At 66.0% G+C, this 16,022-nt stretch carries 17 protein-coding genes; 12 read left to right on the forward strand and 5 right to left on the reverse strand.

The features are described 5' to 3' along the window. The first annotated feature begins 98 nt into the window (after nt 1–98). The 4 genes from def to AB0L58_RS02100 all read left to right on the forward strand — a co-directional run bounded on the left by def (nt 99) and on the right by AB0L58_RS02100 (nt 4,223). Nucleotides 99–662, forward strand: coding sequence for a peptide deformylase (gene def / locus AB0L58_RS02085; protein ID WP_364379469.1), 564 nt, complete (start codon nt 99–101; stop codon nt 660–662). Then, the gene (fmt, locus tag AB0L58_RS02090; protein ID WP_364379472.1) at nt 662–1,585 is read left to right on the forward strand and encodes a methionyl-tRNA formyltransferase; all 924 of its coding nucleotides are present in this window, start codon (nt 662–664) and stop codon (nt 1,583–1,585) included. Before def ends, fmt begins: the two co-directional genes overlap by 1 nt. A gap of 557 nt (nt 1,586–2,142) precedes the next feature. Then, complete coding sequence (locus AB0L58_RS02095) at nt 2,143–3,636, forward strand: RsmB/NOP family class I SAM-dependent RNA methyltransferase (RefSeq protein WP_364380182.1); 1,494 nt, start codon at nt 2,143–2,145, stop codon at nt 3,634–3,636. A 245-nt stretch (nt 3,637–3,881) separates the two neighbouring features. Next, complete coding sequence (locus AB0L58_RS02100; RefSeq protein ID WP_364379475.1) at nt 3,882–4,223, forward strand: MmcQ/YjbR family DNA-binding protein; 342 nt, start codon at nt 3,882–3,884, stop codon at nt 4,221–4,223. A 13-nt stretch (nt 4,224–4,236) separates the two neighbouring features. Here the strand turns inward: AB0L58_RS02100 and AB0L58_RS02105 are convergent, their stop codons facing one another. Together AB0L58_RS02105 and AB0L58_RS02110 are read right to left on the reverse strand one after the other, a co-directional pair. After that, nucleotides 4,237–5,040, reverse strand: coding sequence for an RNA polymerase sigma factor SigF (locus tag AB0L58_RS02105; protein WP_364380184.1), 804 nt, complete (start codon nt 5,038–5,040; stop codon nt 4,237–4,239). A gap of 53 nt (nt 5,041–5,093) precedes the next feature. Beyond that, nucleotides 5,094–5,516 (reverse strand): anti-sigma factor, encoded by a 423-nt coding sequence (locus AB0L58_RS02110; RefSeq protein ID WP_364379478.1) that lies wholly within the window; start codon nt 5,514–5,516, stop codon nt 5,094–5,096. 96 nt (nt 5,517–5,612) lie between these two features. Between AB0L58_RS02110 and rpe the strand changes: the two genes are divergently transcribed. Further along, complete coding sequence (rpe, locus tag AB0L58_RS02115; RefSeq protein WP_364380187.1) at nt 5,613–6,269, forward strand: ribulose-phosphate 3-epimerase; 657 nt, start codon at nt 5,613–5,615, stop codon at nt 6,267–6,269. A 13-nt stretch (nt 6,270–6,282) separates the two neighbouring features. Here rpe and AB0L58_RS02120 read toward each other — a convergent pair whose 3' ends face one another. Beyond that, nucleotides 6,283–6,753, reverse strand: coding sequence for a hypothetical protein (locus AB0L58_RS02120; protein WP_364379481.1), 471 nt, complete (start codon nt 6,751–6,753; stop codon nt 6,283–6,285). A gap of 579 nt (nt 6,754–7,332) precedes the next feature. Here AB0L58_RS02120 and AB0L58_RS02125 point away from each other — a divergent pair. The 4 genes from AB0L58_RS02125 to AB0L58_RS02140 all read left to right on the forward strand — a co-directional run bounded on the left by AB0L58_RS02125 (nt 7,333) and on the right by AB0L58_RS02140 (nt 10,372). Then, nucleotides 7,333–7,956: a riboflavin synthase gene (locus AB0L58_RS02125; RefSeq protein ID WP_364379484.1), complete on the forward strand. Its 624-nt coding sequence runs from the start codon at nt 7,333–7,335 to the stop codon at nt 7,954–7,956. Nucleotides 7,957–8,033: 77 nt separating this feature from the next. Next, nucleotides 8,034–9,278 carry a bifunctional 3,4-dihydroxy-2-butanone-4-phosphate synthase/GTP cyclohydrolase II gene (locus AB0L58_RS02130; protein ID WP_364379487.1) on the forward strand — a complete coding sequence of 415 codons (1,245 nt, stop codon included), beginning with the start codon at nt 8,034–8,036 and terminating at the stop codon, nt 9,276–9,278. A 111-nt stretch (nt 9,279–9,389) separates the two neighbouring features. After that, complete coding sequence (gene ribH, locus AB0L58_RS02135) at nt 9,390–9,869, forward strand: 6,7-dimethyl-8-ribityllumazine synthase (RefSeq protein WP_364379490.1); 480 nt, start codon at nt 9,390–9,392, stop codon at nt 9,867–9,869. A 2-nt stretch (nt 9,870–9,871) separates the two neighbouring features. Beyond that, nucleotides 9,872–10,372, forward strand: a complete 501-nt coding sequence (locus AB0L58_RS02140) for a PH domain-containing protein (protein WP_364379493.1) — start codon at nt 9,872–9,874, stop codon at nt 10,370–10,372. Nucleotides 10,373–10,690: 318 nt separating this feature from the next. On the opposite strand, the gene AB0L58_RS02145 is transcribed toward AB0L58_RS02140, so the two are convergent. Then, nucleotides 10,691–12,643 (reverse strand): gamma-glutamyltransferase family protein, encoded by a 1,953-nt coding sequence (locus AB0L58_RS02145; RefSeq protein ID WP_364379496.1) that lies wholly within the window; start codon nt 12,641–12,643, stop codon nt 10,691–10,693. A gap of 195 nt (nt 12,644–12,838) precedes the next feature. Here AB0L58_RS02145 and AB0L58_RS02150 point away from each other — a divergent pair, with 195 nt between their 5' ends. Continuing rightward, nucleotides 12,839–13,522 carry an HAD family hydrolase gene (locus AB0L58_RS02150; RefSeq protein ID WP_364379499.1) on the forward strand — a complete coding sequence of 228 codons (684 nt, stop codon included), beginning with the start codon at nt 12,839–12,841 and terminating at the stop codon, nt 13,520–13,522. 118 nt (nt 13,523–13,640) lie between these two features. Continuing rightward, nucleotides 13,641–14,075, forward strand: a complete 435-nt coding sequence (locus tag AB0L58_RS02155; RefSeq protein WP_364379502.1) for a hypothetical protein — start codon at nt 13,641–13,643, stop codon at nt 14,073–14,075. 10 nt (nt 14,076–14,085) lie between these two features. On the opposite strand, the gene AB0L58_RS02160 is transcribed toward AB0L58_RS02155, so the two are convergent. Beyond that, the gene (locus AB0L58_RS02160) at nt 14,086–15,090 is read right to left on the reverse strand and encodes a bile acid:sodium symporter family protein (protein ID WP_364379505.1); all 1,005 of its coding nucleotides are present in this window, start codon (nt 15,088–15,090) and stop codon (nt 14,086–14,088) included. An 82-nt stretch (nt 15,091–15,172) separates the two neighbouring features. On the opposite strand from AB0L58_RS02160, the gene AB0L58_RS02165 reads away from it, so the two are divergent. Next, on the forward strand, nt 15,173–16,018 hold the full coding sequence (locus tag AB0L58_RS02165; RefSeq protein WP_364379508.1) for a LysR substrate-binding domain-containing protein: 846 nt from the start codon (nt 15,173–15,175) through the stop codon (nt 16,016–16,018). Nucleotides 16,019–16,022: the final 4 nt, after the last annotated feature.

Genomic DNA, 16,022 nt, shown 5'->3' on the forward strand with positions numbered 1-16,022 from the left:
CTACCAGCTTTTTCCCGTTCGGTCGGGGAGATCCGTGTGAACGGAGTCGCTCTCTAGAATGAACCGACCGTGTTCATCGTTTGTGGGGAGCCGCCGCCGTGACCATTCAGCCCGTTCGCCTCTTCGGCGATCCCATCCTGCGATCCCGTGCGGCGGAGGTCACCGAATTCGATCGTGAGCTGCGGCAGTTGGTCACCGACCTGACCGAGACCATGCACGATGACCGCGGGGTGGGTATGGCGGCGCCGCAAATTGGCGTCGGCCTGCGGGTTTTCGTCTACGACACCGAGGATGCCAGGGGGCATCTGATCAATCCGACCTACGAAGTGGTCGGTGCGGAGGAGCAGGTCGGGCCCGAGGGCTGCTTGTCGATCCCCGGGCTGCGTTATGACACACGGCGCGCGCTGCAGGTGCGGGCCGCCGGTGTCGACGTCGACGGTAAGCCGGTGGAATTCGCGGCCGCGGGCCTGCTGGCCCGTTGCGTACAGCACGAGACCGATCATCTGGACGGTGTGCTGTTCATCGATCGGCTCGATCCCGCGCAGCGCAAGGAGGCGATGCGCACCATTCGCGAATCCGACTGGTTCAGCGCGGGTATCACCGTGCGCAGTTCGCGTGCCCTCGGCTCGACCGAGGCCGGCCCGTTCGGACGGGGGCGCTGATGCGCATTGTCTTCGCGGGCACACCGGAACCGGCGGTTCCGTCACTACAGCGTTTCATCGATTCCGAACGGCACGAGGTGCTGGCCGTGCTGACCCGGCCCGATGCGGTCGCCGGGCGTGGACGCAAGGTACAGCGGTCGCCGGTTGGTCGGCTCGCCGATGAGCACGGCATTCCCGTACTGACGCCGCGGCGCCCCGCCGAGCCCGAATTCATCGACCAGCTGACCGAATTGGCGCCCGACTGTTGTCCGGTGGTGGCATACGGTGCGCTGCTGCCGCAGCGGGTCCTCGATATTCCGCGCTTCGGCTGGATCAATCTGCACTTCTCGCTGCTGCCCGCATGGCGTGGTGCGGCGCCGGTGCAGGCGGCGATCGACGCGGGTGACGAGATCACCGGCGCGTCCACATTCCAGATCGAGGCGGGTCTGGATACCGGGCCGGTCTTCGGTGTGGTGACCGAGAAGATCGCGGTGACCGATACCGCGGGCGCACTGCTGGACAGGCTTGCCGATACCGGCGCGGTACTGCTCGAGAGGACACTGGACGGCGTGGAGGACGGGACGTTGCAAGCGGTTCCGCAAGCCAATGACGGTGTTTCCTACGCACCCAAGGTGCCGGTCGAGGCCGGACATATCCGCTGGGATCAGCCCGCATTGGCGATCAACCGCCGGATTCGCGCGGTCACCCCCGCACCCGGTGCCTGGACCGAGGCGAACGGCACTCGCTTGAAGCTCGGTCCCGTCGAGATGGTCGAGGAAATCTTGCCGGAACGGACGATCGAGGTCCGCAAATCCGGCGTCTTCATCGGCACCGCGACCACCGCGGTCCGCCTCGACCAGGTTCAGCCACAAGGTAAACGCATGATGTCCGCCCTCGACTGGGCACGCGGCGCCCGCCTGCAGCCCGGCGCGGTGGTCGAGTGACGACGCCGAATCGCAAGTCCACCGGGAAATCCGTCGACTCGGGTTGGCTCGCCCGCGCGACATCAGCGAAAAGTGGTGCACAAAAGAAGAATTCGCAGTCCATTCGGCGCGACGACGAAGCCCGGCCGTGGCGCACCGACCAGATCCGCGACGATGCGCCGCGGACCCGACCAGAGCGGCGGAATATGACCGATCAGCGCAAATCCGCATCACCGGGGGACGGTTCGGCGCAGCGCAAAGGCGCGTCGCAGGGCAAAGGCGCGTCGCAGGGTAAAGGTTCGTCACGCGGTGGATGGCAGGGCGCCGCACGGGTCGATCGGACAGGCACGGCGGCCGGACAAGGTGATCCGGCGCGGCGCGGCGATGCGACGAGGCGGTCCTCGGAACGCGATGACAGCCGCCGTGCGGCGGGATCGGGTGGTTGGCACAGAGGGCGGGACGACAAGGGGGCGCCGGCGGAGCGAGGCATTCGTTCGGAAGGGAGCGGCGCGGCATCCGGCGCACCGCGGCGGGGCAATCGCCAGGATGCGCCCAAGTCCGGTTCGGCGGGCGGAAACATGGGGCGGCCGGGCAAGCGGGCTGCGGGCGGTGATGCTCACCGTGCGAATCGTGCGGGAAGTCCGAAGGCAGGTGAGAGCAGCGGGGTAGCTGGTGCTCCGGGCGGGCGTGGTGACTCACCGAAAGGTCATGGGCGGCAAAAGGGTTCGGCAGCCCACGCGGATCCGGTGCGGCTTGTGGCGCGCGATGTGTTGCGTGCGGTGCGTGAGCGGGAGGCTTATGCGAATCTGGTGCTGCCCGGTCTGCTGCGCGAGCGGCGGATTTCGGGGCGGGATGCGGCATTGGCGACCGAACTGACCTACGGGGCTTGCCGTTCGCTCGGGTTACTGGACGCGGTGATCGCGGCGGGCGCCGGGCGTCCGGTCGAAGAGATCGATGGGCCGCTGCTGGATGTGTTGCGGCTCGGTGTGTATCAGTTGCTGCGCACGCGGATCGGGGCGCATGCGGCAGTGGATACCTCGGTGGCATTGGCGCGCACGGAATTCGGTGCCGGTAAGGCGGGTTTCGTGAATGCCGTGCTGCGACGGGCGGGGGAGAAGTCTCTCGACGAGTGGGTGGAGGAGCTCGCGCCGCGGGATCCGGTGGGGCGGTTGGCATTCGAATTCGCGCATCCGGTGTGGATCGCGCAGGTATTCGCGGACGCACTCGGTGCGCGGGCCGGGGAGCTGCGTGACGTGCTGGCAGCCGACGATGCTCGTCCGATTGTCCATCTGGTGGCTCGTCCCGGCGATATCACCGCCGAGGAGCTGGCCCTGGTGACGGGCGGCGAAGAGGGCAAGTGGTCGCCGTATGCGGTCTATCTGGACGGTGGCGGCGATCCCGGCAAGCTGGAGCCCGTGCGCGAAGGTATGGCGGCCGTCCAGGACGAGGGCAGTCAACTCGTCGCACTCGCGCTGACCCGGGCCGAACTGGAAGGTCCGGACAATGGCCGCTGGCTGGACCTGTGTGCCGGACCCGGCGGTAAGGCGGCACTGCTCGGTGCGATCGCCGCAATCGACGGCCATCGCGTCGATGCAGTGGAGCCGGCCGAACACCGCGCCGAACTCGTCCGCAAGACGGTCCACGACCTACCCGTCGATGTGCACATCGCCGATGGCCGCGAGAGCGGACTCACTCCTGGCTACGACCGCATCCTCGTCGATGCCCCGTGCACCGGTCTCGGCGCACTGCGGCGTCGTCCGGAGGCCCGCTGGCGTCGTACCCCGGCCGATGTCACAGAGCTGGTCGTCCTGCAACGCGAACTTCTCGCCGCCGCTTGGGATCTGCTGCGTCCAGGCGGTGTGGTCCTCTATTCGACCTGCTCCCCACACCTCCTGGAGACGGTCGCTGTGGTCGCCGACGCCGCCCGCCGGACCGGCGCCATCCAACTCGACACCCGCGACCTCCTCCCCGGTGTCACCGATATCGGCGACGGCCCTGGTGCCCAACTCTGGCCGCACCGTCACGGCACCGATGCCATGTTCCTGGCTGCCCTGCGTAAGCCTCTGGGGTAGCGACCGATCCGGGACGTTGCCGCAGCCTCGGATCCCAGTGGCGGCGGCCCTGCGGTAGCCCAGTGCGGCATCACGGGTCGGGACAGTCCGACGGGTCCGAACCGCAGTTATCCCCACGGGTTCGCACCGCAGGCCGCCGCACGAGGGTCGAAGCTCCATCGGTCGGCCCTGAAGACGCTGCAGGGCCACACCCCGAGGTGACATTCGTCCAAGACGCGGACAGGTCGACGGCACAGACTCATCCCATGGCGATGACATGGGATGAGGTCGTGGCGCTGGCATCCGAGCTTCCCGAGGTGGCGGAATCGACGTGGTGGCGCAATCCCGCGCTGAAGGTGAGTGGCAAGGGCTTCGCGCGACTACGGTCGGAGGCCGAAGGCGGGCTCGTTCTGCTGTGCGAGATGGCAGAGAAGGAGGCCATGCTCGCCTCCGGTGACCCGGCCTTCTACACCACCCCGCACTATGACGGGCATCCTTATATCCTCATCGACCTCGACAGAATCGAGTCCGATCAGCTCCGCGAGTTGCTCGACGCCGCCTGGTGGTTGTCGGCGCCCGCGAAACTGCGCAGACAGCAGGCACGCTGACGGTGCCGGGTGCCTAGTCTCGGGCCGACTGTTCGCGCAGGCGGGCAAGGGTTTTCGCGAGAATGCGCGAGACGTGCATCTGCGATATTCCCATGCGCTGGGCGATCTGGGTCTGCGTCATCGATTCGAAGAAACGCATGGTGAGGATGCGGCGTTCGCGCTCGGGGAGTCCGGCGAGCAGCGGACGGATCGCGACATACTCCTCCACCCGGTCGAATTGGGATTCTTCCTCGCCGAGGGTGTCCAGCAGCGATGCCTCGGTATCCCGGCCGAGTGAGGCGGCATCGATGGAGCTCGGCTGGTAGGCGTTGCCTGCGATGACGGCCTGGGTCACCTCGTCGGGATCCACATCGAGTTCGGCCGCAATCTCTTTCGCGGTCGGGGAGCGGCCGAGGGTTTGGGAGAGCGAGTCGATGGCCGCGCCGATGCGCAGATGGGTCTCCTTCACCCGTCTCGGCACCCGCATGGCCCAGGTGTTGTCGCGGAAATAGCGACGCACCTCGCCCATGATCGTCGGCACCGCGAAGGACAGGAAGTTCGAGCCGCGCGAAATATCGAAACGGTCCACCGCGTGCACCAAACCGACCCGCGCCACCTGCGTGAGATCGTCGAACGGCTCGCCCCGCCCACTGAATTTGCGGGCGATGTGATCCGCGAGTGGAATGCACCGGCCGATCAGCTCGGCGCGCACCGCGGTATGGCGCGCGGTACCCGGTTTACTGGCGGCGAGCTGCTCGAACAGCGCACCGACATCGTCGTAACCCGCGCCGGACGCCTGCAGGGTTTCGACTTCCTCTGCGGCCTCTTCGGTCAGCACGGGTTCGGCGTCGTCGTCCTGCTCGGCATCGGACACGGTGTTCTCGTCCGCCACTACGCTTTCCCCCGGACCCGACGGAACTCCACCGTCGTCGGATATCCGGATGCGGCCGAGTCGAAGGGGTCCTGTGTCGCTTGTACTTCATCGGTGAGGGTGCGCAGCACATGCCAGCCGAAGCTGCGCTGATCCGGCAGCCCCTCGGTCGCGGCGAGGCCGGTGACCCGAACCAGCAGTTCGGTGTCCCCGACGGTGAACCGGCAGTGCAGGCTGGTCGCCGGTGCCGCGACCGCGATCAGCGTCGAGCACACCTCGTCGACGGCCAGCCGGATATCGGCCACCTCGTCCAGGGTGAAATCGCTGAGCAGCACCAGTGTTTCGGCGAGCCCACGCACGATCGGCAGCTGCGTCACCGACGCCGCCACCCGAATCTCCACTGGGGTGCTGTAGAGCCCCTGTTCCGCCGAAATGTTGATCACCCTATGCAGGCTACCCACTCCCGGCCGGAGCAACCCTAGGTACCGGTAAGCTCCCGCGATGTGTCCTCTTCGACGTTTACGCGCCCGACCACGCCGATGATCGCCCCGTCCATCCTGTCCGCCGACTTCGCACGTCTCGCGGATGAGGCAAAAGCAGTGCATGGCGCCGATTGGTTGCATGTCGATGTGATGGACGCACACTTCGTGCCGAATCTCACCCTCGGTCTCCCGGTGGTCGAAAGTCTATTGAAGGCCACCGACATTCCGCTCGACTGCCATCTGATGATCGAGAATCCGGGTCGCTGGGCCCCGCCGTACGCCGAGGCCGGTGCGCACAACGTCACCTTCCATGCCGAGGCGACCGACGATCCGGTCGCGGTCGCACGCGATATTCGCGCGGCCGGCGCCAAGGCCGGTCTTTCGGTGAAGCCGAATACGCCGATCGAGCCGTACCTGGAAATCCTGCGCCACTTCGACACGCTCCTGGTGATGAGCGTGGAGCCGGGCTTCGGCGGGCAGTCGTTCATTACGCATGTGCTCGATAAGGCGCGCATCGTGCGTCGGCTGGTGGACGCGGGCGAACTGCGTTTGATCGTGGAAATCGACGGTGGCATCAACGCCGATACGATCGAGGCCGCCGCGGAGGCTGGCATCGATTGTTTCGTCGCCGGATCCGCGATCTACAACACTGACGATCCGGGCGCGACCGTCGAAAAGCTGCGGCAGCAGGCCGCGGCGCTGCGCAGCTCCTAAGATCGCGAATCTCCTAGCGGGCGGGCGCCTTCCGGCCGCCGATGGCGCGCGTCGCCTCGATCACCGCGGTGAGCGGTGGCAGGGTCGTCGCGTTCTCCGGCGGCTGGATCCAGGTGCGATAGCCGGTGCGCTCGTCATCCGGTGAGGGCAGCACGACCTGACTTCCGGTGCAGGCGACGGTCGCGTAGAGCCGGAACAGTTCCGCGGAAACGGCCGCGCTGAGGGTATCGGGCCGGGCCGGGCCGGTGATGAAGGTCCAGCGCCTGGCTCGCGGATGGTGCACCACCGGTGCCGCGATCTGGGCCTGGATGAGCTGCTGCTGCACCTGTTCGCCCAGCTCGGCGGGCATTGTGATGGCGCCGTAATGGGTACCGATGTGGAGCAGGATGCGGCGGGACGTCGGGTCGATCGATGCCGGCATATGAAATTCGCGCCGGTACTGCACACAGCGAACTTCCAGCGTCGAATCGACAAGAGTGGTCACGCAGCACCCCTATTTGTGTCGAGTCTGATTTCACCCACTGCTGTATCTGGCTTCCTCGAGTGGTGGATTTCCCTGGGTCGAACCCGCCGACCCGCCGTCGGGGCCGGGGCGAACCGTTCCGCACTGAACTGATCGGGTCGAAGTTGAACGATAGGAATCAGCTGAATAACAATCTTGCGACCATTTTCGGGCGGGCGCAAGGTTTTGGTGTAAGTGTGTTTCGGCTGGGTACAACCACTAGTTCGACTCTATGCGTGACGTATGAAATCCGTACGTGTGGTCACCAGAATACGAATGAATAATTATCGTCGGCAGGGAAACGGCGATTTTCTCGCACAGCCGTACACTCTTTCGCTTTGAAAAATAACTGTCGCTGGTTCGTTGCGACCCGCACTGCCTTGCGGTCTGCTTCGGCGGGCACTCGCCGAGCCGTGGTTTCGACCGGCCGCTGGCTGGAACCGCGGTGCCGTCTACGACCCGGCGTCGTTAGGCTGGGGAGGGACCGGCGGACCGATGGGAATAGTCGCCGGATTCCGGCTGTTCGGCAACCGTAGAAACGACGCGACAGGGAGTCAAGGCATGTTCACAGGCATCGTCGAGGAACTCGGCGAGATCGTCGCCACCGAAGAGCTGGCCGATGCCGCGCGACTGACGATCCGGGGCAAGCTGGTCACTTCCGATGCCGGACACGGTGATTCGATCGCCGTCAACGGGGTCTGCCTGACTGTTGTCGATGTGGTCGACGGCGATTCGTTCACCGTCGACGTGATGCAGGAGACACTGAACCGCTCCAGCATCAGCGGCCTCGGCACGGGGTCGCGGGTCAATCTCGAGCGTGCGGCCGCGCTGAACAGCAGGCTCGGCGGCCATCTCGTGCAAGGACATGTCGACGGCACCGGAACCGTGCTCGCGCGCACGCCCTCGGAGAATTGGGAGGTCGTGCGGATCTCGCTGCCCGATGCGATCGCCCGATATGTAGTGGAGAAGGGGTCGATCACCGTCGACGGCATCTCACTGACGGTCTCGGGTCTCGGCATCGCCGATGCGCCCGCCGTCGACGGCAATCGGGACTGGTTCGAAGTCTCGCTCATCCCGACCACGTTGTCCATGACGAACCTCGGCACCGCCGTCGTCGGTACCACCGTGAACCTGGAAGTAGATGTCATCGCCAAGTACGTCGAACGCCTCCAACAGCGCGGCTGATCCGGCCGGGCGGCGGCGACTCGCCGTCGACGCCGTACTGTATGGAGGCACCTATTTCGAGATGGAGCACAACAGACGTGACCAGGTTCGACACCATCGAGCGCGCAGTCGCCGATATCGCCGCTGGTAAGGCGGTCGTCGTCGTCGACGACGAGGACCGTGAGAACGAGGGCGACCTCATCTTCGCGGCGGAAAAGGCGACCCCCGAACTGGTCGCCTTCATGATTCGCTACACCTCGGGCTATATCTGTGTGCCGCTCACGGGTGAGGACTGCGATCGGCTCGGCCTGCCGCCGATGTACGCGCAGAACCAGGATAAGCACGGCACGGCCTACACTGTCTCGGTCGATGCCAGGGAGGGCATCACCACCGGTATCTCGGGTGCCGACCGTGCCACTACCATGCGACTACTCGCCGACCCGAATGCGAAGGCCGACGATCTGACCCGTCCCGGTCACGTGGTTCCGTTGCGTGCCAAGGAAGGCGGGGTGCTGCGCCGTCCCGGCCACACCGAGGCCGCGGTCGATCTGGCGCGGATGGCCGGATTGCAGCCCGCCGGTGTCATCTGCGAGATCGTCAGCCAGAAGGATGAGGGCCACATGGCCCGCACCGAGGAATTGCGCGTCTTCGCCGACGAGCACAACTTGGCGTTGATCTCCATTGCGGAAATGATCGCCTGGCGGCGTAAGCACGAGAAGCAGGTCATTCGGGTCGCCGAGGCCAGGATCCCCACGGCGCACGGCGAATTCAAGGCCGTCGGCTATCAGAGCATTTATGACGATGTCGAACATGTCGCGTTGGTGCGCGGCGATATCGACGACGGAGACGATGTGCTGGTACGGGTGCATTCTGAATGTCTCACCGGTGATGTCTTCGGTTCGCTGCGTTGCGATTGCGGTCCGCAGCTGGACGCCGCACTGGAGATGGTGGCCCATGAGGGTCGTGGTGTGGTGCTCTACATGCGCGGACACGAGGGGCGCGGCATCGGGCTGATGCACAAGCTGCAGGCCTACCAGCTGCAGGATTCGGGCCACGACACCGTCGACGCGAATCTGGAACTCGGCCTGCCCGCCGATGCCCGCGACTACGGCACCGGCGCACAGATCCTGGTGGATCTCGGGATTCGATCCATGCGCCTGCTCACCAACAATCCGGCCAAACGCGTCGGACTTGACGGCTACGGGCTGAAGATCACTCAGCGGGTGCCGATGCCATTGCGCGCCAATGCCGAGAATCTGCGGTACCTGCGCACCAAGCGGGACCGGATGGGGCACGACCTGATCGGGCTGGACGAACTGGATCTCGGCGAGACCGCACAGTGATTTTTCGGTTCGACGCAACTTGGAAAGGAATTCAGTGAGCGAGCGCAGCGAGCGAACCATGTCACAGCGTGCATCGCGCATGCCGGAGCCGAGCGCCAGCGAGGCGCAGGCATGAGTGGTACCGGCGTACCCAGCTTCGAGTTGTCGGATGCCAAGGATCTGAAGCTCGGTATCGTCGCCTCGCGCTGGCACACCCAGATCTGCGACACCCTGGTCGCGAATGCCGAGCAGGTGGCGAAAGACGCGGGCGTCGAGCATGTCACCGTGGTGCGGTGCGCGGGTGCGATGGAACTTCCGGTGGTCGCTCAGGAATTGGCCCGCTCGCATGACGCGGTAGTCGCACTCGGTGTAGTGATCCGCGGTGGCACACCGCATTTCGAATACGTCTGTGATGCGGTGACCGCCGGTCTCACCCGGGTGTCGCTCGATGCCGGCACGCCCGTCGCGAACGGTGTGTTGACCACCAATAATGAGGAACAGGCGCTGGATCGGGCCGGACTGCCCGGTTCCGCGGAGAACAAGGGCGAACAGGCTGCCGCCGCGGCGCTCGACGCGGCGCTCACACTGCGCGCTCTGCGGCAGTCCGCGTAATCATGCCGGTCGTCCGCATCTGGCGCAGGGGCGCCGCTCCGGCCACCGGATCGGCGTCCGGTGAGTGGGAACTCGAGGTGCGGCCGCATCGTGCGGTGCGGACCGCGTGGACCGTCGCGGTGCTGCTGGTCGCCGGTTTTACGGCAGGTGGCATCTTATTGCGTCATGGTTCGACGGGCGTGAACTTCCGGCTCGCAGATCAGTTCGCGATGATCGGTATCGGTGTACTCGGTGCGGCGGCCGTGCTGTTGCTGACTCGGCCGCGGGTCCGGGTCGGCAAGCGCGGAATTTCGGTGCGGAACATCCTGGGTGATACCGAATACCCGTGGGAGTACATCCGCGGCGTCTCGTTCCCGGACCGAAAGTCCTGGGCCCGCCTCGAACTGGTCGACGACGACTATGTCCCGCTCATGGCGATACGCTCCAACGACAAGCAGCGCGCCGTCGAGGCTCTGGATGAACTGCGCGCGCTGGGCGCGAAATACACTGCCGCACAGGAGTAGTCGGGCTACTGCCTGCGGATTGCCCGACGTCCGGACGGAGCCTGTGTTCGCCGACGGTCCACTCATGACAAGCCGGAATTTCCGCGTCTGTATCTTGCGGCCATCGGAACCCGATCTGGCGTGCGCGCCGCGGTTTTCACGTCGCGGTGATCGAGAAGCGCCTTATCGGACACCCCAGATGCGTGTTTCCGGGTGGCGGCCAGACTGTCGAATGTGCCGTTCTATGAGTGTCTCGGGTTCGAACGGCACAGCGAGTCGGCGTTCGACGACGGCCCGGTGCTCTATCCGATGGTGCGGACCGGATAGAGCACCGGCGGGTCAGCGGGTGTCGCCGAGGACGGCGCCTTCGCGTCGGGGATCCGCACCGCCGATCCAGCCGTCGGTGCCATCACGTTGCAATGCGCTGAGGCCGCTGGATTGCGCCGCGACCGAGACCTGATGGCCGAGTTCGCGTAGGCGCAGGACCAGTGGATCGTGATCGCCGTTGTCGGTGGCATTGATGGCAGGGTGTTCGCCGCCCACACCGGTCGCCGGACTGTTTCCGGCGCCGAAGGCGACCGCGGAGACCGCCTGCTGTGGGTCCAGGCCCCAATCCAGCACGCCGATCAATGCTTTCACGACGAACTGGATGATCACCGAACCGCCGGGGGAGCCGGCGACCTGGGTCAGATCGCCGCGGGAGCCGTCGGCATTGTGGTCGAAGACCAGGGTCGGACTCATCGAGCTGCGCGGGCGCTTACCTGGCTGCACGCGATTGGCCACGGGGGCGCCATCGGTGCCGAGTGGATCGGCGGAGAAGTCGGTGAGCTGGTTGTTCAGCACGAATCCGTCGACGAGGTGGAACGATCCGAAGGCGGATTCGACCGTGGTGGTCATCGAGGCGGCATTGCCGTATTTGTCGACCACCGAGATATGGCTGGTGCCGTGCTCGGGCGGCTGCGGGCCGACACCGAGCGGCACCGGGCCGAAATCGCCGGGCTGCGCGGTGCCCATGCTGTGGCCGGGATCGATGAGACCGGCGCGCTTTTTCAGATAGTCCTTGTTCAGCAGAGTCTGTGGTGAATTGCCCGGCAGCGGAATGAAATCCGTATCGGCTACGTACTTGTTCCGGTCGGCGTAGGCGAGCCGCTCGGCCTCCGCGATCAGGTGCACCGCTTCGGCCTTCGGCTTGCCACCGTTGCGGTCGATAGTGTCCGGCTTCAGCGCGGACAGGTCGAAGTTCTCCAGGATGCCGAGGGTGGCCGCGACGGTGATGCCGCCCGAGGACGGGCTCGGCATACCGCAGATCTCGTGCGTGCGGTAGGTCGTGCAGAGTGCGGTGCGCTTCTTGGCCTGATATCCGGCGAGGTCGCCGGTGGTGATCAGGCTCGGAGTGCGGCCGCCCGCGGTGGACGCGGCCTCGGCAACGATGTCTTGGGCGATCGCGCCGGTGTAGAAGGCATTCGCGCCGTCGGTGGCAATGGTGTTCAAGGTCTTGGACATTGCCGGGTTGGTCAGCACGGTATCGGCCCGTTTCGGACTGCCGTCCGGATTGAGGAAGTAGGCCTTCGCGGACTCGTCGAGGGCGAGATCCTTGGCGGATTCGGCGATCTGGCTCGCCAGGCGCGGACTGATCGGGAAGCCGCGATCGGCGAGTCCGATGGCCGGGTCGAACAGATCCCGCCAAGCGGTCTTGCCGTGGTCGCGATGCGCCAGTTCCAGCATGCGCAAGACGCCGGGCACGCCGATCGAGCGTCCGCTCGCACGGGCACTCGGTTTCGGCTCGGTCCGATCGGTGTCGCTGACCCAGCGCAGATAGTTCTCGGTTGCCGCTGCGGGGGCGATCTCCCGACCGTCGTATGCCTCCACGCTCTTGCTGCCCGCATCGTAATAGAGCATGAACGAGCCACCGCCGATGCCGGAGGCCTGCGGTTCCACCAGCCCGAGCACCATCTGTGCCGCGATGAGCGCGTCCGCGGCCGTGCCACCATTGCTCAGCACCTCGCAGGCGGCCTTCGTGGAGACCGGGTTGGCCGTCGACACCGCGTAGGTCTTTGTGTGCACCGCCGTCATGTCGGACCGGTAGCCGGTCGCGATCTCCGGATTCGTGCTCAGATCCTTGGTCGTGCCGGGTGCCGCGACCGCCGAGGTGGCGACCACCGGGGTCCCGTTCGGTGTCGCGGTACACGCCGCGTTCGCCGGAGTGTCGTCGGACGAACATCCGCTGGCAACGCCGACGATGAGCGTGAGCGCCGCCGCGGCGCTGACCCAGGTTCTTCGCGTGCGACTCATGGACGGCACTGTATCGCCGATTGCGGACCGTTGCGGGAAATCCGGCGCTGTGGGCTCCCAGCGCTGGTGAGGTCAGCGAAAACGGTTAGCGGGCAACCGCATTGAGCGCCCTTTCGGATGCGACTGCTGCGGAATCCGCGCGGGAGTGGATGCTGAGGCCGAACCGCTCGTTTTCGCCATGGGTAGGCTGGCGCAGTGGCGATCGAGGCAGTTCTGTTCGACTTCTCCGGCACGCTGTTTCGGCTGGAACCCGATGAAACCTGGGCCGATATGGTCGGGGTCGATGGCAAGTCCCTGGATCGATCGCGGCAGGCCGCGATCCTGGATCGGATGACGACGCCGGTCGGTCACGGTGCGGACTTCGATGCCGCGGGTCGGCTCGCCTGGGAGCGGCGGGATCTGGATCCGGCGCTGCACCGCGCGGCCTACCACGAGGTGCTGCGACAAGCCGGAGTGCCGACACCCGCGCTGGTCGAGCGGCTCTACGACTGGATGCTCGACGCGCTGGCGTGGACGCCGTATCCGGACACCGGTGCCGTGCTGAAAACCTTGGCGGCACAGGGAATCCCGGTTGCCGTGGTGAGCAATATCGCCTTCGATATCCGACCGGCATTTGCCGCAAACGGTTGGGATCGGCTCGTCGCCGCGTACACGCTGTCGTTCGAAATAGGTGCGGTGAAACCGGATTCGCGGATCTTCCGGACCGCGGTGGCGCAACTCGGCGTGCGTCCCGAATCGGCGCTCATGGTCGGCGACAGTGCCGTGGCCGATGGCGGTGCGGTCGGCGTCGGCTGCGGTTTCGCGCTGGTCGATCCGTTGCCGACGGTGGCGCGTCCCGAAGGGCTGCTCGAGGTATTGCGGCGGCACGAACTGGCCTAGTGTCCAGTATGTGACCTGCGACACACTCTTCGATTCCTGAATACCGATGTCCGCGAACTGAATTAGCTTGCTGTGACGCCCACCACATCGCGGTGCGCAAGCTCGACGGGGAGTGGCCATGAATGATGCCGAGGCATATTTCGAATCGTCGGTCGTGCGGGCGGCGCGGCCCGTCGGCCTGCCGGAATCGGTCCGCGAGGCCAGAGAGGCCGCATTGGGACTCGCGGGCTTCGGTCTGGCGTACTCGGTCGTCATGGGATTGCTTGCCGGAGATCACGCGGCCGGATCCGTGGCCGTGCAATTCGGCTGCAGTTGGTTGCTCGGCCTCCTGCTGGTCCTCGGCCGTGGGCCGCTGGTGCGGCGGGTCGCGATGGTTTCGGTTCTGCTGCAGTTCGTCGCGGTCCTGCGAATTCACGTCGAGGCCGTCCCGGACCTGGCCCGGCTGGTCGTCGTCCTCTTCACGCTGGGCGCGTCGGCCACGATGGTCTACCAGCTGTGGCGACCGGAAGCCAAGGCCTGGTTCGATACTCGGATCGTCGACGCCGAATGGTGAACGGCTCGGATCAGGCGGGTTGTGCGGACGGTTCGGTTGTCACGAGATCGGGCTCCGCCGATCGCGCGTAGCGCTGTGCCAGGACCGTGCAGGTCAGTAGCTGTATCTGGTGGAAGACCATCAACGGCAAAACGATCAGGCCGACCGGATGTCCGGTGAACAGGACCGATGCCATGGGGAGTCCGGTGGCCAAGCTCTTCTTCGAGCCGCAGAACACGACGACGATCTGATCGAGGCGCGAGAAGCCCAGCAGGCGGCTACAGAAGGTGGTGATCGTCAGGACTACGGCGAGAAGGCCCGCGCACACCGCGACCGTCGCGAGTAGCGCCCGCGGCGATATGCCACTCCAGATGTGTTCCACCATGCCTGCGCTGAAGGCGGCATAGACGACGAGATAGACCGAACCGCGATCGACGGCCCTGGTCACCGTGACGTGTCGAAGCAGCCAGATCATCCGGGGGCGCAAGAGCTGGCCCGCCAGGAACGGCAGGAGCAACTGGACCACGATCGCCAGGATCGCCGTGGGGGCGACGGTCGCATTGCCGGTAGTGTCCATCAGCAGCATGACCAGCAGCGGGGTCGCGAAGACGCCGATCAGATTCGACAGCGACGCACTGACCACCGCGCCCGCCACATTCCCGCGAGCTATCGCGGTAAAGGCGATCGATGACTGGACGGTGGACGGCACCAGACACAGGAACAGCACGCCGGTGTAGAGATCGTCGGTCAGCACCGATGGCACCAGCACATGCAAGGCAAGTCCGATCAGCGGGAAGACCAGATAGGTCACGGCGAGCACCGACGAATGCAACCGCCAATGCCGCAACCCGGCCAGTACCTCCCGAGGCTCGAGCCGAGCGCCGTAGAGCAGGAAAAGCGCACCGATCGCGATCTTGGTGACCCAGTCGAGCGTATCGGCCGCCATACCCCTGGCGGGCAGCACCGCGGCCACCGCGACGCTGGCCAGGATGCCGAGCATGAACGCATCGATCCGGAGTTTGGCGAACAACTTCACCCGTCGACGGTACGACTCGCCCCATTCAACGTAAAAGGCGTTCAGAACGATATCTGTAAACGCGAACTGTGATAATTGGAGCGTGTTCGAACCCGAACTGCTGCGCACCTTCCTCGCCGTCGAACGCGCGGGCGGCTTCACGGCCGCGGGTCGCATTCTCGGCCTGCGTCAGTCCACCATCAGCGGCCACATCGCCCGCTTGGAGAAGGCCGCTGGACGTGAACTGTTCCGCCGCGATACCCGCAATCTCGCGCTGACCGCCGACGGCGCGGCCATGGTTGGTTTCGCCCGCACCATCCTCGACGCGCAGGGGCAGGCCGAGCGCTACTTCTCCGACTCCACCCTCACCGGCTTGATTCGCCTCGGCGCCGCCGATGATGTGATGGCTCGTGAACTCCCTGACGTGCTCTTGGAATTCCAGCGCACCCATCCGGGCGTCGATCTGGAACTCACCGTCGGCCTGAGCGAAAACCTCAAGACCCGCATGGCCACCGGCGAACTCGACCTGGTCGTCGGCAAACGCCTGCCCGGTGAGCGGCACGGTGAACTGCTCTGGCGCGACCGGCTGGTGTGGGCGGGCCGGTCGGCCACAACGGAATTCGACGATCCGGTCCCGCTGGTCACCTATCCGCCCCCCAGTCTCACCCGCCGCATCGCGCTGCAAGCCCTCGAACGCGACGCCCGAACCTGGCGTATCACCTGCACCAGCGACAGCCAGCTCGGTCTGCGTGCCGCCGTCCTCGCCGGTCTCGGTGTCATCGTGCATGCCGAAACCCTCATCCCGGACGGCCTGCGCGTCCTCGCCGACCCGCGGCTCCCGGCGCTCGGCGACCTCGAATTCGTCCTGATGCGGCGGCGCACGACCCTGTCCGCGCCGGAGCAGGCGCTGTGCGACGCGATCGTCGCGAGCGCCCGCCGCTTCGGCTGAGCCG

This window comes from Nocardia sp. NPDC052112, assembly GCF_040680135.1.
Taxonomy (GTDB): Bacteria; Actinomycetota; Actinomycetes; order Mycobacteriales; family Mycobacteriaceae; genus Nocardia.

Bases quoted from the DNA above. Each gene is read 5' to 3' on its own strand.
- rpe (WP_364380187.1), top strand. From the start codon at position 5,613: ATGATCGCCCCGTCCATCCTGTCCGCCGACTTCGCACGTCTCGCGGAT.
- AB0L58_RS02095 (WP_364380182.1), top strand. From the start codon at position 2,143: ATGGGGCGGCCGGGCAAGCGGGCTGCGGGCGGTGATGCTCACCGTGCG.
- AB0L58_RS02145 (WP_364379496.1), bottom strand. From the start codon at position 12,643: ATGAGTCGCACGCGAAGAACCTGGGTCAGCGCCGCGGCGGCGCTCACG.
- AB0L58_RS02155 (WP_364379502.1), top strand. From the start codon at position 13,641: ATGAATGATGCCGAGGCATATTTCGAATCGTCGGTCGTGCGGGCGGCG.
- AB0L58_RS02100 (WP_364379475.1), top strand. From the start codon at position 3,882: ATGGCGATGACATGGGATGAGGTCGTGGCGCTGGCATCCGAGCTTCCC.
- ribH (WP_364379490.1), top strand. From the start codon at position 9,390: ATGAGTGGTACCGGCGTACCCAGCTTCGAGTTGTCGGATGCCAAGGAT.
- AB0L58_RS02140 (WP_364379493.1), top strand. From the start codon at position 9,872: ATGCCGGTCGTCCGCATCTGGCGCAGGGGCGCCGCTCCGGCCACCGGA.
- AB0L58_RS02125 (WP_364379484.1), top strand. From the start codon at position 7,333: ATGTTCACAGGCATCGTCGAGGAACTCGGCGAGATCGTCGCCACCGAA.
- fmt (WP_364379472.1), top strand. From the start codon at position 662: ATGCGCATTGTCTTCGCGGGCACACCGGAACCGGCGGTTCCGTCACTA.